Origin of the sequence: Minwuia sp. IMCC3060, assembly GCF_029909435.1 — a bacterium.
Taxonomy (GTDB): domain Bacteria; phylum Pseudomonadota; class Alphaproteobacteria; order Minwuiales; family Minwuiaceae; genus Minwuia.
Genome location: NZ_CP123782.1, coordinates 199,571 through 216,598 on the forward strand (window position 1 = coordinate 199,571; position 17,028 = coordinate 216,598).

Sequence of the window (17,028 nt, forward strand, 5' to 3'; positions counted from 1 at the left end):
GTAGTTGATCATGTCGAAGAACGAATTCCCGCCACTTTCCGGTGACGGTGGAGCGACACCCGAGTTTGTTGCTGTCGTTGACGCGACGGGTCAGACCAGTCTTGTCATAGACCAGGGTCTGCTTCTGCTTACGGCGCAGTTCGTGCGTTCCGGTCCTGACCTGATTCTGGTGGGCAAGGACGGCAGCCGGGTCCTGGTGATCAATTTCTTCTCCACCGAGAACCCGCCCGATCTCTACACCCTGAACGGCGCCCGCATCGACGGCAGCCTGGCCGAACTGCTGTCCGGTCCCCGCGCCACGGGCCTGGCGCAGCAGGGTGACGGCGCACTTGGCGATCCCATTGGCGTTATCGAGCAGGCTGACGGGGCCGTCTTCGTCACCCGCGTGAATGGCACCCGCGAACAGGTCCAGGTCGGCGACCCGGTCTTCACCGATGACGTGGTGGAGACGTCGGAGGATGGCGCTGCGGGTATCCGCTTCAATGACGACACGACATTCTCCATCGGCGGCGACGCCCGGATGGTGCTGGACGACTTCGTCTACGACCCGGCGGCGAACACGGGCAGCGCGGTGGTCAACGTGCTGCAGGGCTCGTTCTCGTTTGTCTCGGGCGCGGTGGCGAAGACCGGCGATGACGCGCTGACGGTGAAGACACCGGTGCTGACCATCGGTGTGCGCGGCACCTTCGTGGGCGGCAAGGGCGCGCAGGAGGGTGAGCAGTCGGAGGTCGTGAACCTGCCGCAGGAAGACGGCACGACGGGACGGATCTTTGTCTCGAACGCGGCTGGCGGTGTGGAACTGAACCAGGCGTTCGAGGGCACGCAGACGTCGAGCCAGTTCCAGGCTCCTGCAGCGCCGCGGATATTCAGCCGGACGGAGATTGAATCGAAGTTCGGCAATGCGCTGAGCAACCTGCCGGGGACGCCGCAGGTGGGTCAGAGCGGCAATGACAATGACTCCGGTGGTGACCGTCGTGGCGACGACGGCGGCGGCGCTGGGGGTGAGACGGAAGGTGAAGGCGAAGGAGACGCCGAGGGCGAGGGCGATGGAGAAGCCGCGGCCGAGGGCGAGGGTGAAGGCGAAGGCGACGGGGAAGAAGAGGGCGAGGGCGACGGCGAGGAAGAGGGCGACGGCGCTGACGGCGAAGGCGAAGGTGACGGCGGCCCGGATGGTGGCCCCGGGGGCGACGGCGGCCCTGAGGGCGAGGGCGGCGGCGAGGCCGACGGCGATGGTGGTCCGGATGGCGGACCGGATGGTGGTGCCGACGGCGACGGCGGCTCCGAAGGTGACGGCGGTCCCGACGGCGACGGCGCCGATGGCGAAGGCGGCGGCGAGGATGGCGAGGGCGAGACCGGCGGTGGCGGCGGTGGCGGCGACGCCGAGAATGTGCCGGACGGCGGCGGTGCGACGGGCGGCGGCGCAACGGATGGTGGCACGGCTGACGGTGGCCCTGACGGCGGCGGTGGCTCAGGCGGCGGCGGATCAGATGGCGGGTCGGGTGGTGAAGGTGGCGGAACGGGTGCCGGGACCGGGACCCCTGGCACTGGTACGGGGACACCGGGTACTGGCACGGGGACACCGGGCACCGGCGCGGCAGGTACAGGTGGCCAGACCAACGACAATTTCACTAACCAGCAGAATAACATTCTTGGCTCCACGACCCCGCCGGCAGGCGGCGGAACGGGCGGGACGACTGGCGGGACCCAGGGCGGTACGGATCCACAGCCCAACACCAACAACAATGATGATCTGGTCATTGTTGTTGATCCGAACGGATTCACCGGCGGCGGCGACAATGTCACGCTGGGCGGCGGCAACGACAATGTGAACGCGGCTGCCGGCAATGACACCGTTGACGGCGGTGCCGGCGACGACACGATCGATGGCGGTGCGGGCAGCGACCGACTGTTCGGTGGGGCCGGCAACGACAGCCTGCTGGGTGGCGCAGGCAATGACACTCTGACCGGCGTCGACGGCAATGACGTGGTGGATGGCGGCGACGGTACCGACGCCGTTGATTTCTCCGGCACGTCGAACGGTGTTGCCGCCAATCTGGTGACCGGTCGGGCGCAATCGATCGGCGCCAACGAGGTCGACACGGATACCCTGATTGCGATCGAGGACATCACCGGTGGTGCCGGAGGCGACAGCCTGACCGGCAACGGAGTGGCCAACGTCCTGACCGGCAATGCCGGGAACGACACCCTGGTCGGCAATGCCGGTGCGGACAATCTGGTTGGTGGCGCCGGTGACGATGAACTGAACGGCGGTTCGGGCAACGACACGCTGAATGGCGGCACGGGCACTGACCGGGCGAGCTTCGCCGGCGAGACCTCCAGTGTGACCGTAAACCTGCTGACAGGCACGGCAAACGGCGAGACCTCCGGCACGGACTCCCTGACCGGTATCGAGAATGTCACCGGCGGCGACGCGGGTGACCAGATCACCGGCGATACCCTTGGCAATGCGCTGGATGGCGGCGCAGGCAACGACAGCATCTTTGGCGGTGCCGGCGTCGACAGCCTGGATGGTGGCGCGGGCTCGGATTCACTGGATGGTGGCGCTGGCACTGACGTGATCAGCGGCGGAGATGGCAACGACACCCTTCTGGGCGGTGCCGACGCGGACAGTCTGAGCGGCGACGCAGGCAATGACTCCCTGGACGGCGGTACCGGCATCAACACGCTGGACGGCGGCGCGGGTGACGACACGGCACTCGGTGGTGCGGAATCCGACCAGATCAATGGCGGCGCGGGCGCGGACAGCCTGCTTGGCGCCGGCGGCGACGACCTGATTGCCGGTGGCGACGGAAATGACACGCTGACCGGCGGCGATGGCGCCGACTTCCTCAGCGGCGATGCTGATCTGTCCGGACAGACCATCTTTGGTGACGGGCACACACCGGCGACCGTGACGGTCTCGATTGCCAACGATGGCGGCGAGGGGTCGGTCCAGTTCATCTTCTTCACGCTGAGTGCGGAAACCGCCATCACCATCACCACCGATGGGCCGACGACGGATCCGGAAATCTTCCTGTTCAACGACGATGGCAGTCTGGACGCCGAGGACTTTCTGGCGTCTGACGATGACGACGGTCTGCCAGCAGGTTCGTTCAGCAATGCGATCATCAATACCGGCGACGAGATCGGTAATCTGCCCGCAGGTGACTATGTGCTTGCGGTCAGTGACTTCAGTCTTGATCTGGATGAGGCAGTTGCTGGCATCAATGATGAGGGCGGCAGTCTCAGTGAAGGCGACATTGCCGTCACTTTCCAGGTCACGACAGGGACGATTCAGGTAACGACCGGCGGCTCGGCTGCCGTCGGTATCGATCCCGGCAATGATCTCCTGATCGGCGGTGCGGGCAATGACACCCTGCAGGGCGGTGACGGGGACGACAGCCTGTCCGCAGGCGACGGTGATGATGCGCTGATCGGTGGCGCGGGCAATGACACGATCGATGGCGGCGCGGGCACGGACGCGGCTGATTTCTCCGATGCGGCTGCGGCGCTTGACGTCAATCTGGCGGCCGGGACGGTTACCGGCGACGGGAATGACCTGATCAGCAGTGTCGAGACCCTGGTCCTGTCCGGTGCCAGTGACACGGTCACCGGCGCGGCGGCTGCCGAACTAATCTTCGGCGGCGCTGGCGACGACACCATGAACAGCGGCGACGGCAACGACACGCTGAGCGGTGACGCTGGCGCGGACACGCTGTTCGGTGCCGCGGGCGCGGACCAGCTGTTCGGCGGTGCCGACGACGATTTCTTCGACGGCGGCGCGGGCAATGACATCATCGATGGTGGTGCAGGTACCGACACGGCGCTGTTCACCTATGGCGGCGAGACCGGGGTCGTCGTCAACCTGACGGCCGGAACCGCGACGGACGAGTTCGGCAATACCGACCAGCTTGCCGGGATCGAGAATGTCACCGGCTCCGACTTCAGTGACCAGTTGACCGGCGATGCGCAGAACAACGTGCTGCGCGGTGGCATTGGCAACGACACCCTGCTGGGTGCCGGTGGCGCGGACACGCTTGATGGCGGCGCCGGGAACGATCTGCTCAACCTGCTGGCGGACGACACGACGACGGCGCTTGGTGGCGACGGCAATGATATCTTTGCGGTCAATGCAACGGTGCTCGGTGCGGAAGATGTGCTCGATGGTGGCGCGGGTGTCGATACCCTGGCCATCGAACTCGGCGGAACCATCGATGAGGCCGCGCTTTCAGGCGTGACGAACATCGAGACCCTGCTGCCGACAACGGATCAGGCCATCGACATCACCCTGTCCGATGCCATGATCGGTGCCGAGCAGACCCTGTTCGTGAACGGGTCGCTGCTTGTCTCGAACACCAGTACCCTGGTGGTCAATGGCAGTGCCGAGCAGGAAGGCAACCTGAGCATTCAGGGTGGCGCGGCGGACGACGAACTGGACGGCGGCCAGGCTGCAGACACGCTGCGCGGCGGTGATGGCACCGACACGCTGCAGGGTAACGGCGGGTCTGACGTCATCGACGGCGGTGCCGATTTCGACACGGCGTCGTTTGCCGATCTGAATCAGGCGGTCAATGCCAGTCTGGTGACCAATACGGCGGTTTCCGGCAATGACACGGACACGCTTGTGGCCGTTGAGGGGCTGCTTGGCTCCGCCTTCAATGACACGCTGACGGCGGGTGCGGGCCAGGCGCATGATCTGGTCGGCGGGGCAGGCAACGATCTGCTGAACGCGGGCGACGGCACGATGTTCATCGATGGTGGTGTCGGTGACGACACGGTCGTGGTGAACAATGCCGCGCTGGACGCCAATGATGTCCTGAAGGGCGGCGACGGCACGGATCTGCTGCAGGTTTCGGGTGGCGGCGACATTGGCGGCACGGCGCTGGACAGCGTCACCGGGTTCGAGAATGTCGAACTGCTGGATGATGCGGAGACGGATCTGACCCTGCGCAACGGCCAGATCAACAACTCGGGCACGATCGGTATCAATGCCTCAGCACTGGCGGCCGTCACGAGCGCGCTGTTCATTGACGCTGCACTGAAGTCGGATGCGGCGATCAATGTGGAGAGCGGCGCTGCCGATGACGTGATCTTGGGCAGCCAGGGCAATGACGTTGTTCAGGGCAACGCGGGCCAGGACGCGATCTTCGGCGGCGTCGGCGATGACACGCTGAGTGGCGGTGCAGGCACCGATCTGCTGCAGGGCGACGCGGGTGCGGACAACCTGGCCGGTGATGCGGGGCAGGATCTGCTTGCCGGTGGTGCCGGGGACGACAGTCTTGACGGCGGCGCCGACCTGGATGTGGCGGATTTCTCCGATGCGGCATCCGGTGTCACGGTCGATCTGGGCGCGGGCACGGCGACAGGCGCGGATTCCGGCACCGACACCCTGACGAACATCGAGATCGTTCAGGGCACCGCGCAGGCTGACGACATCAGCCTCGCTGATGGCATTGACGGCCAGGCGGCCGTTGGCGGTGCCGGCAACGACACGCTGACGGGCGGCGACAACGCCTCCGATGCGCTTCTGGGCCAGCTTGGCGATGACCTCATCAATGCGGGTTCGGGCAATGACAATCTCGAAGGCGGCGGCGGCAACGACACGCTCTTCGGCGATGCGGGTGCGGACGAGCTTCAGGGCGATGCGGGCAACGACCTGCTGAATGGCGGCGCCGGCGACGACACTATCGAGGGCGACAGCGTTCCGGACGCGGATCTGGCGCTGACGTTCGACGGTATCGACGATTCCGCCATTCTGCCCGGTTTCACCGGATTGTCAGGTACGGACGATGCGACGTTCGAGGCCTGGCTGGCGCCGGGTGCCGTGCAGGACATGGCGGTGTTCGACACCCGCGAGGATCCGCAGGGTGTTGAAACCGGACTGATGTTCGGTTTCCGCTCCGCGCAGGGCGAAGGGCTGGTTGCCGTGGCCCGTATCGCGGGCAATGGACAGGCGTTCGAGGTCACAAGTGACCTGTTGGCGCCGGGGGCCGGAGCTGCCCAGCATTTTGCCGTGACCTTTGACCGTGACGGGCTGATGAGCCTGTTCGTCAATGGTGTCGCGAGCGGTGCGCCGGTGAACATCTCGGCCCTCAATGGTGTCGATATTTCCACGAATACGCCCCTGACACTCGGTGAATCGAACATCGACGATGCCTTCGGTCGGTTCCAGGGGACGATGGACGAGGCGCGGATCTGGTCCATCGTGCGTTCGGAGCAGGAGATTTCCGGCGCTCTGGACGATCTCCTCGTCGGCGACGAGGCTGGACTGGAGCTCTATCTCGATTTCGACGAGGAAGGCTTCAACTTTGCCCTCGACCAGACGGCAGATTCCGCCACCGCGGTCCTGCTTGGCGGCGTTGGCCGGGTGGAATCCACAGCAGTCATCAATGACGTGACTTCGGGCAACGACACGCTGGAAGGCGGCGATGGCAGCGACATCCTGAATGGCGGTGACGGCATCGACGCGGCGTCCTTCGCCAATGACCCGAACGGTGTATTCGCGGAGCTGGTGGCGTTCGGCGCGACTGACGGTTTCGGCAATTTCGATACGCTCTCGGGCATCGAGAACCTGATCGGTTCGGCATTTGACGACACGCTGCAGGGCGGCGCGGGCGCGAACACGATCGAGGGCGGCGCGGGTGGTGACTCGTTGAGCGGCGGTCAGGGCAACGATTCCCTGGACGGTGGTGCCGGTGACGACACCCTGGTCGGCGGCATCGGCGGCGAAGGTGATGACGTCCTGACAGGTGGTGACGGAACCGATACCGCCGACTTCGGTGGCGCAGTCGAAGCGGTCAATGTCAACCTGGTGATCGGAACCGCGAATGGCGGCCAGGCTCTGGGCAACGACACGCTGTCGGGGATCGAGAATGTCATCGCGACCGACTTCGCGGACAATGTGGTCGGCGATCTGGCCGACAATCTCTTCCAGTTGAACGACGGTGCCGACATCGGCGACGGCGGCTCTGGCAATGACACCCTGCTCGGCGGTGGCGGCAACGACGACCTTGCCGGTGACAGTGGTGCGGACATCCTGTCGGGTGGCGCGGGTGACGACACGCTGGCCGGCGACGATGGCGCCGACAGCCTTGATGGTGGCGACGGTACGGATACCGCCGACTACATTGGCGACCTTGCCGGTGTGAACGTCGATCTCGCTGCCGGTACGGCGCTGGATGCGAGCGAATCCACAGATACCCTCACGGGAATCGAGAATGTCGAAGGCTCCGACTTCGATGACACGCTTGCTGGTGACGTTCAGGCGAACGTGCTGGGCGGCGGTGATGGCGCTGACAGCATCAGTGGTGCCGCAGGGGCGGATACCCTGTTCGGCGATCAGGGCAACGACACCCTCAGCGGCGGGGATGGTGACGACTCCGTGGCCGGCGGGGACGGTGATGACCTGTTCGTGGCCGACGACGGGGTCGATGATCTCAGTGGCAATGCCGGTTCCGATACCCTGGCATTCACGGGCGCGACGGAAGGCGTTGTCTTCGACATTGCGGCGCAGACACTGACCAACGACGGCTTTGGCAACACGGACACGGTCTTCTCGATCGAGAACGCCATCGGTTCGACCTTCGCGGACAGTTTCACGCTTGGTCTGGATGCCCAGGTTGCAGGCGGCGCGGGCGATGACCTGTTCACCGTCAATACGGGAATCGGCACCGGTGGCGTGATCAGCGATTTCACGGCTGGTACGGGAACAGAAGACGTCATCGACCTGTCGTCGTTCGGCTTCGGCAATCTGGCCGAGGTTCAGGCCGAGTCCAGCGACGACGGAACCAGCACCACGATCCAGCTCTCGGCCACCGATTCCATCCTGCTGACGGATGTACTGGTCGCGGATCTGGCGGATGACGACTTCATCTTCGGCAACAATGCCGACCAGTTCCCGGCCTTGCTTGAACTCGGTGCGGCAACCAGCGATGACGGCTTCCTGTTCGGCAATGCGACCGCGGAGTTCGGTTTCGGCAGTGCCATTGCGGGGATCGGCGATGTTTCCGGTGATGGCCTGGGCGATCTGCTGATCGGTTCACCCTATGGCAATGGCGGGGCAGGCGAGGCATTCGTGCTGTTCGGGGACGCAGCCCCGGGGTTCGTTCAGGTGCAGGACGGCAATCTTGCGGGTGACGGCTCCGGTTTCGGCATCACGGCGACGTCGGTCGGGCCGGGCGAGTATGCCGGCCGGGCGGTCGCCGCCATTGGTGATGTCAATGGTGACGGCTTCACTGACTTCGCTGTGGGCGGTCCGGGCGTCTACAATGGCTATTATCGGGGCTCAGGTGCGATCGCGGTTGTCTTTGGCGATGCTGATGGTCTGAGTGGCGATCTCGACCTCGACAATCTGGATGGCACCAACGGTTTCTCGTTCTATTCCGGCTACTTCGGTCCGGAACAGTTGGGCGCTTCGATTTCCGGTGGCGGCGATCTGAATGGCGATGGTATCGACGATCTGGTTGTCGGTGCGCCTGGCACCAACGGGAGCCGGGGCGAGATCCTGATCGTCTTCGGATCGACCAACGGGTTCGTGGCGGATTTCTCGAGCGATGATATCGGAAATACAGTCGCCGGTACCACGGTGACGGGTGATACGGCCAGCGCACAATTCGGCTATTCCGTTGACATCATTGGTGATTTCGATGGGGACGGTTTCGACGACCTGGTGGTGGGCGAACCGTTCGGCAGTGCGGGCGGCAAGTCCTACGTCATCTTCGGTGCTGCCAATCTGACCATCGACACGACGATCACCAACGTGCTGGAAGGCTCGGCCCGTGCGATCGAGATAACGGCGGGCGAGTTCGCTGACCGGCTGGGCGAATCCGTCAGTGCGGCAGGTGATTTGAACAATGACGGCTTTGATGACCTGATCATCGGGGCCAGCGGCACGGATGCCGGTCTGAACAATCGCGGCGCGGCGCACGTGGTGTTCGGCAGCGCCAATCCGCAGAATGTGGATGCGTCCCAGCTTGCGGTCGACGGTTTGCAGGGCTTCTCCATTCTGGGCGACACGGCCCTGGAACGGGTCGGCAACTCGGTTGACGGCGGTCGCGACGTGAACGGTGACGGCATTGCCGACATCGTCGTAGGTGCCTATGACGCCGCTGGGACCGGTGAGGTCATCGTCATCTTCGGCAGCAGCAACGGGTTCGCCTCCAGCATTGCCCCCGGGGTTCTGGACGGGACCGACGGGCTGGTCATTCGCGGTGGCGGTGGTGTTACCGAAATCGGCGGCACTGTTGCGCTTGTCGAGGACGTGAACGGTGACGGCTTCGATGACATCGCATTCTCGTCCAGCGGCGGCTTCGTCTACAACGGTGGTGCGGCTGTCTATGACTCGACCTTCATCATCTTCGGGCGCGACAGTTCCGGCGAGGCGCTGGTGGGTGGGGCCGGCAACGACGATCTGACCGGCGACGAGAACGCCAACCTGCTGGTGGGCGCGCAGGGCAATGACACCCTTTCCGGTCTGGTCGGCAACGACGTGCTGCGTGGCGGTATCGGCGACGACAGCGCGGTGGGCGGTGACGGTGACGATCTGCTGGATGGTGGTGCGGGCGCCGACACGCTGATCGGTGGCGCGGGCGTAGATACGCTGCGTCCTGGCAGCAATGACGGCTCCGTCGGTGACTTCGTCCAGGCCGGTGTGGATGACAATCTGATCGTCTTCGATGCGCCGGGCGCGGGCTTCTTCATCGTCGACTATTCCGACCAGGTCAACGGCATCGTCGCCAACATCGGCGCTGTCGAGGGCACGGTCACCAAGATCGGCGGCACCGATACGCTGCAGGGCGTGAACCTGATCGACGGCACCGTCGGCGGCCTGCAGATCAATGGCGGCAGCGGCGCGGATGTCTTCACCGCGAACCTGCAGTCGAATGAGGAATTCATCCAGATCCGCGGCGGTGCGGGCAATGACACCATCACCGGCGGTGCCGGTTTCGACCGGCTCGACTATGTGGGTGCGGCCGCAGGCGTGAATGTCGACATTTCCCAGGGCCTGACGCTGGATGATGGTGACGGCGGCGTGGACACCTTCAGCCAGATCGACGAGGTGCGCGGTTCGGACAACAGCGACACGCTGACGGGTTCCGAGAACAATGACCGCTTCATCACCCGGCAGGGCGATGACACGGTTGATGGCGCGGGCGGCTTCGACCTGGTGCGCTATGACCGCAGCAACATCGAGAACGTGAACGTAGACCTGTCGGCCAATACCGCGACCGTTCAGTTCGTGGGGGCACTGGGCACCGCGACAGACACGCTGCTGAACATCGAGTCCATTCGCGGCTCCCGCACCGGCAACGACACGCTGACCGGTGACGCGCTGGCGAACCTGCTCGACGGACGTGGCGGTAATGACCTCATCGACGGCGGCGACGGCAACGACACGCTGCTGGGCGGCGATGGCGACGACACGCTGCTGTCGGGCACGAACGACGGCAACGGCGATCTGCTGAACACAGGCGCGGGCAACGACCTGGTCTCCTTCGTCAATCCGGGTGGGGGCTTCTTCATCCTGGACTACACAGCCGAGACAACGGGAATTGTCGGCAACATCGGCAACACCGATGGCACCATTGCCAAGGCCAGCGGCACGGACACCCTGCAGGGTGTGGATCTGATTGACGGCATCCTGGGCGGACTGCAGGTGCTGGGCGGTACCGGCGACGATGTCATCACTGTCGATCTGCTGGACGCCAATGAGTTCTTCCAGTTCCGTGGCGGCGCCGGCAATGACACGATCACGGGCGGCGGTGGCTTCGACCGTCTGGACTATGTCGGTGCGGCTGGGGGTGTGACCATCGATATCGCCGCCGGAGTGACCACCGATGATGGCGATGGCGGCACCGACAGCTTCAGCCAGATCGACGAGTTCCGCGGCTCCGACAATGCCGACAGCTTCATCGGGTCGGCAGGGGATGATCGCTTCATCACCCGGCGGGGCAACGATACGGTTGACGGTGGCGACGGCTTCGATCTGGTGCGCTATGACCGGGCCAATATCGACTTCGTGGATGTGGATCTTTCCGCCGAAGTCGCCAATGTGCGGTTCACGGGCAATCAGTTCGATACCGTCGACAGCCTGATCAGCATCGAATCGATCCGTGGCTCGCGTACCGGCAGTGACACGATTGCCGGTGATGCCAACGACAACCAGCTTGACGGACGCGGTGGCGATGACATCCTGAGCGGCGGCCTGGGCGACGACACGCTGATCGGCCGTGACGGGACGGACAGCATCGACGGCGGCGACGGCTTCGACATCTACGTCGCATCCGACGGCACGGAAGGCGTCATCGTCGATCTGACGCTCGGCACTGTGACCAACGACGGTTTCGGCAATGTGGAGACCGTGACCGGCATCGAACTGGTCGTCGGCTCCGATCAGGGTGACCAGTTCACCTTCGGCTCCGGGACGGGTTTCACCGGCAATGCCGGGGATGACCTGTTCATCGCTGTCGGACGCATGGGCGTGGGCAACTTCATTTCGGACTTCACGGCCGGTGCCGCCACCGATGACGTGGTGGATGTGTCCGAGTTCGGCTTCCTGAATTTCTCGTCCCTGCTGCAGGTCGCCAGCGATGATGGCACCGACACCACGCTGCAGCTTGGCCTCTCGGATTCCCTCGTTCTCCAGAATGTGCTGGTCGCCGACCTGGCCGCAGATGACTTCATCTTTGCGGATGCACAACCGATTGACCCGCTGCTCGACCTGCGGGACGACTTCGACGCCACTTCCGGGTTCATCTTCGCCAACCCGGACACCAACGAGAAGTTCGGTCAGGCGATCGACGGTATCGGCGACATCAACGGAGACGGCCTGGACGACATTCTGGTCGGTGCCAGCTATGGCAGTACCAACGCACAGCTGACCGGCGAGGCCTTCGTGCTGTTCGGTGACAGCACACCGCAGTTCGTCGAGAGTGCCGGCGATCTGGACCTGGGTGGACGTGGCTTCGAGCCCTACCAGTCGGAAGCCTCGTCATTCTCCATCTTCGGCTACGACGTTGCCGGCATCGGCGACCTGAACGGGGACGGGTTCCGGGACTTCGCGATCTCTGCCCGCAATGAATATGTCCGTAACTCCTACGGAACCGGTGAGGTCACGGTGGTCTTCGGTTCCGCCAATGGTCTGACAGGCGATATCGACGTCAGCAATCTGGACGGGACGGACGGCTTCGTCATCCGGGCCAACGACTACGACATCTATGCGCTCGGCTATTCCATTGCCGGCGAGGGCGATTTCAATGGTGACGGTTTCGATGATCTGATCATTGGCGCCCCTGCGAGTTCCTACGGTCAGGCCAATGCTGCCGGTGAGATCTATGTCGTGTTCGGTGGTACGGACGGCTTCCCGGCGATCAACAACATCGGCGATCTGGTGGGATCGGGCGATGCCATTGTGATCGACGGGCAGCAGACCTTTGCCCGCCTTGGCGAATCCGTGGATTTTGCCGGTGACTTCGACGGTGACGGTTTCGACGACATCATCGCAGGCGCTCCGGACGCGAACTACGCGGGCCAGGCCTTCGTGATCTTTGGCTCGGCCGCTCCTGCCAGCGGAACACTGGACAGCCTGCTTGTCGCCAATGGCGCCATCCAGATTGATGGTGCCCTTGCCGGTGACGCGCTGGGACATGCCGTCAGCGGCGCCGGGGACGTGAACGGCGACGGTCTTGACGATGTGATCGTCGGCTCACCCTACAATGATGCCTACGCCGACGGTGCCGGTGCAGCCTTTGTCATCTTCGGCAGTGCGGCACGGACCGATGTTGATACCTCCATCGATCTGGACGGCAGCAATGGTTTCGTGATCTTCGGGCGCTCGGAAGGTGACAACGCCGGCTTCTCCGTCGATGGCGGTGGTGACGTGAATGGCGATGGCCTGAGTGATCTGATCATCGGTGCCCGCAACGCCAGTTATTCGGGCAATTACGGACTGGGTGAGGCCTATGTCGTCTTCGGGTCCGACGCGGGTTTCGCGGCAACCCTGCACCCGGACGCGTTCGATGGCCTGAACGGCCTGCTGATCCGCGGGCCGGATACCGGCACCTATACCGGACATGAGGTTGCGATCATCGGGGACGTCAACGGCGACGGCTTCGACGATGTTGCGGTGAGTTCCTACTACAACCCCAACGGCTACAATCTGTACGAGGGAACCTTCATCGTCTTCGGCACCGACAACACCGGTGCGGCGCAGGTCGGCAGCGATCTCACCGACACCCTGTTGGGTGATGCCAATGCCAACCTGCTGGTGGGCGCACAGGGCGACGATGTGCTGAACGGCTTCGCCGGCAACGACACGCTGATCGGTGCTCTGGGCAATGACAGTCTGCTTGGCGGCGATGATGACGACCTGCTGCGCGGCGGCGTCGGCAACGACACGCTGGACGGCGGTGCGGGCAATGACACGCTGCTGCCCGGCAGCAACGACGGCACGGGCGAGGTGATCATCACCGGCACGGGCGATGACCTGGTCAGCTTCGACGGTGCGGGTCTCGGCTTCTTCAACCTGGACTACAGCGCGGAGACCACCGGACTGGTTGGCAATATCGGCAATACCAGCGGGACGGTGGTGAAGGCGAACGGCACAGACACGCTGGTGGATGTTGATGTCATCGACGGAACGGTCGGCGGTCTGCTGATCACCGGCGGCACGGGCAACGACAGCTTCACCGTGGATCTGATCGACCAGAACGAGTTCGTGCAGTTCCGTGGCGGCCAGGGCAACGACACCTTCATCGGTGGTGCAGGCTTCGACCGGCTCGACTACATCAACGCCGCAAGCGGCATCAATCTGAATATCGAACTCGGCCTGACGGACGGCGACGGCGATGGCGGGGTCGATACTTTCTCCAATGTCGACGAGTTCCGCGGTTCCGACAATACCGACATCATGACGGGCTCGACCGGCAATGACCGCTTCATCACCCGGGAGGGCAATGACACGGTTGACGGGGCCGGCGGCTTCGACCTGGTCCGCTACGACCGGGCCTCGGTCGAATTCGTCAATGTCGATCTGACCGCCGGAACGGCGAATGTGCGGCAGAACGGACTGGATTTCGTCGATTTCCTGTCCAACATCGAATCCATCCGTGGCTCCCTGCTCGGCAATGACACCATCTCCGGCACTGCTGAATCGGAACGGTTCGAGGGACGCGGCGGCAACGACATCCTGTCCGGCCTGGCCGGCAATGACACCCTGTTCGGCGGGGACGGGGACGATACCATTGATGCCGGTGCCGGCTTTGACCTGCTGGATGGTGGCGCAGGCGGAAATGACCTGCTGATCGTCGATTTCTCCGGCACCGCCAACGGTGTCAACACCCAGGGCACCGCCGATGACATCGTCGAGGCGACTTCCCTGTTCCAGGTGGGCGGCACCAAGACCATCTCCGGTTTCGAACGTGTCAGTCTGACAGGCAGTGATGGCAACGACGAACTGGTCGGCGGCGATCTGGAAGACAGCCTGTTCGGCGGCCTTGGCAATGACACCCTGAATGGTGGCGCGGGCGGCAGCGACTCCATCGTCGGCGGTAGCGGCGATGACGAGTTGCTCGGAGCGCGCACGGCGACCTTCGATGGCGGCGACGGGATCGACAAGCTGACCATCAATCTGGCGGCGGCGACCGACAACATCGTCATCGACGATCAGGGCACCATCACCAGCCTGGTCGACGGGACCGAGATCCGCGGGATCGAGGTGCTGAATGCCACACTTGGCTCGGGCAACGACTCCGTCGATTTCTCGAACACCGACGCCAGTGACATCATTGACGGCGGGTTGGGTGACGACACGATCAACGCCGGTACCAACAATGACACCCTGGCGGGCGGTGCCGGCATCGACCTGCTGATTGCCGACTTCTCCGGCAGTGTGAACAGTGTTGTCACGCAGGGTACCAATGACGACATCACGCAGGCGACGATCATCAACCAGGTTGGTGATTCCAAGACCGTCAGCGGGTTCGAGATCGCCAGTCTGACCGGCGGCATCAACAATGACGAACTGGTGGGTGGTGCCTTCGATGACACGCTGATCGGCAATGACGGCAACGACACGCTGCATGGCGGATCGGGCGGTGCGGACCAGATCGACGGCGGCGGCGGCGACGACAACATGTTCGGTTCCGCGACCGGTACTTTCGATGGCGGGACAGGGCTGGACCGGCTGGCCGGTGACTTCTCCTCGATCGCCGAGGACATGGTGCTGGCGGCCGACGACGGCACGGATATCTTCGCGGACGGCACATCGATCACCTCCATCGAGGCGCTGAACGCCACGCTGGGCTCCGGCAACGACAGTGTCGATTTCGCGGGTATCGACCTCAGCGACACAATCGACGGCGGTGCGGGCAACGACACGATCAATGCGGGCACCAACAATGACACGCTGTCGGGCGGCGCCGGTATCGACCTGCTGATTGCCGACTTCTCCGGCAGCGTGAACAGTGTTGTCACCCAGGGCACCAATGACGACATCACCCAGGCGACGATCATCAATCAGATCGGCGATTCCAAGACCGTCAGCGGGTTCGAGATCGTCAATCTGACCGGCGGCATCAGCACTGACGAACTGGTTGGTGGTGCCTTCGATGACACGCTGATCGGCAATGGCGGCAACGATACGCTGCATGGTGGATCGGGCGGCGCAGACCAGATCGATGGCGGCGACGGCGACGACAACCTGTTCGGATCGGCGACCGGCACCTTCGACGGTGGGGCGGGTACCGACCGGCTGGCCGGTGACTTCTCCTCGATCAGCGAGGACATGGTGCTGGCCGCAGACGACGGCACGGACGTTTTCGCGGACGGCACGTCGATCACCTCCATCGAGGCGCTGAACGCCACGCTGGGCTCCGGCAATGACAGTGTCGATTTCTCGACCATCGACCTCAGCGACACGATTGATGGCGGCCTGGGCGATGACACGATCAACGCCGGCACCAACAATGACACGCTGTCGGGCGGTGACGGTATCGACCTGCTGATTGCCGATTTCTCCGGTAGCGTGAACAGTGTCGTTACCCAAGGCACCGACAATGACATCACGCAGGCGACCATCCTGAACCAGATCGGTGATTCCAAGACGATCTCCGGGTTCGAGTTCGTCAGCCTGACGGGCGGCTCCGGAAATGACGAACTGGTCGGCGGTGTCCTCAACGATACCCTGATCGGCAATGCCGGGAACGACACCCTGCATGGTGGCCTGGGCGGCTTCGACAGCCTGTTCGGCGGTGACGGCAACGACACGCTGATCGGTGGCGACGGCGACGGTGTGCTGAACCTGGGCGCGGGTGATGACAGCGTGCAGGGCGACGCAGGCAACGACACCATCGACGGTGGTGATGGTTTCGATGCCGTCGCCTACGACAATGAAGCCGGCATTCTGGGGGTCACCGTTGATCTGGTCGCAGGCACCGCAACGGATACATTTGGCGATACCGACACGCTGATCAGCATCGAGCATGTGGTCGGTGGCGCGGCCAACGACGACATCTTCGGCAGCGATGCCGACGAGTTGCTGGTCGGTGATGGCGGCGATGATGTGCTGGAAGGCAGCGGCGGCGTCGATACGCTGGTCGGTGGAACCGGCTCGGACGAGTTCGCGCATGCGAGCCTTTTGGACATCACATCGGTCAATGCTAATGTCACGGTCGCCGCATCGGGATTGTCGGTGGACCTGATCGACGACTTCTCGACCGGGATCGACCTGCTGTCATTTGACGAGACCGGTGGCTTCCAGTCCATCGACCAGGAGCTGACGACGTTCGAGGTGATCGGCGTCGACTATGACGGCACGAACAGTGGCGCCCAGGGCAGTGCCGCCTATATCTTCGATGGAACGCATCTGATCTATGATGATGACCTCGCCGCCGAAGGTTATCAGGTGATCGCGAATATGAACGGTGGTTCGGTCGCGGCAAATGACATCACGTTCTTCGGTGGTAGTCTGAACCCTGGGGAATTCTGATAAGATCATCGGACGTGATCGGTGAGAACCTTGGGGGCACTGGA

General features: G+C 63.8%; 1 protein-coding gene. It reads left to right on the top strand.

Annotation, left to right across the window (positions count from 1 at the left end; genetic code table 11):
* Positions 1-10 precede the first annotated feature (10 nt).
* Positions 11-16,984 carry a FecR domain-containing protein gene (locus QGV54_RS00925; protein ID WP_281020040.1) on the top strand — a complete coding sequence of 5,658 codons (16,974 nt, stop codon included), beginning with the start codon at positions 11-13 and terminating at the stop codon, positions 16,982-16,984.
* Positions 16,985-17,028 lie beyond the last annotated feature (44 nt).

What these genes read in the sequence shown, in the direction of transcription:
- QGV54_RS00925 (WP_281020040.1), top strand. Translation starts at nt 11, where the DNA reads ATGTCGAAGAACGAATTCCCGCCACTTTCCGGTGACGGTGGAGCGACA.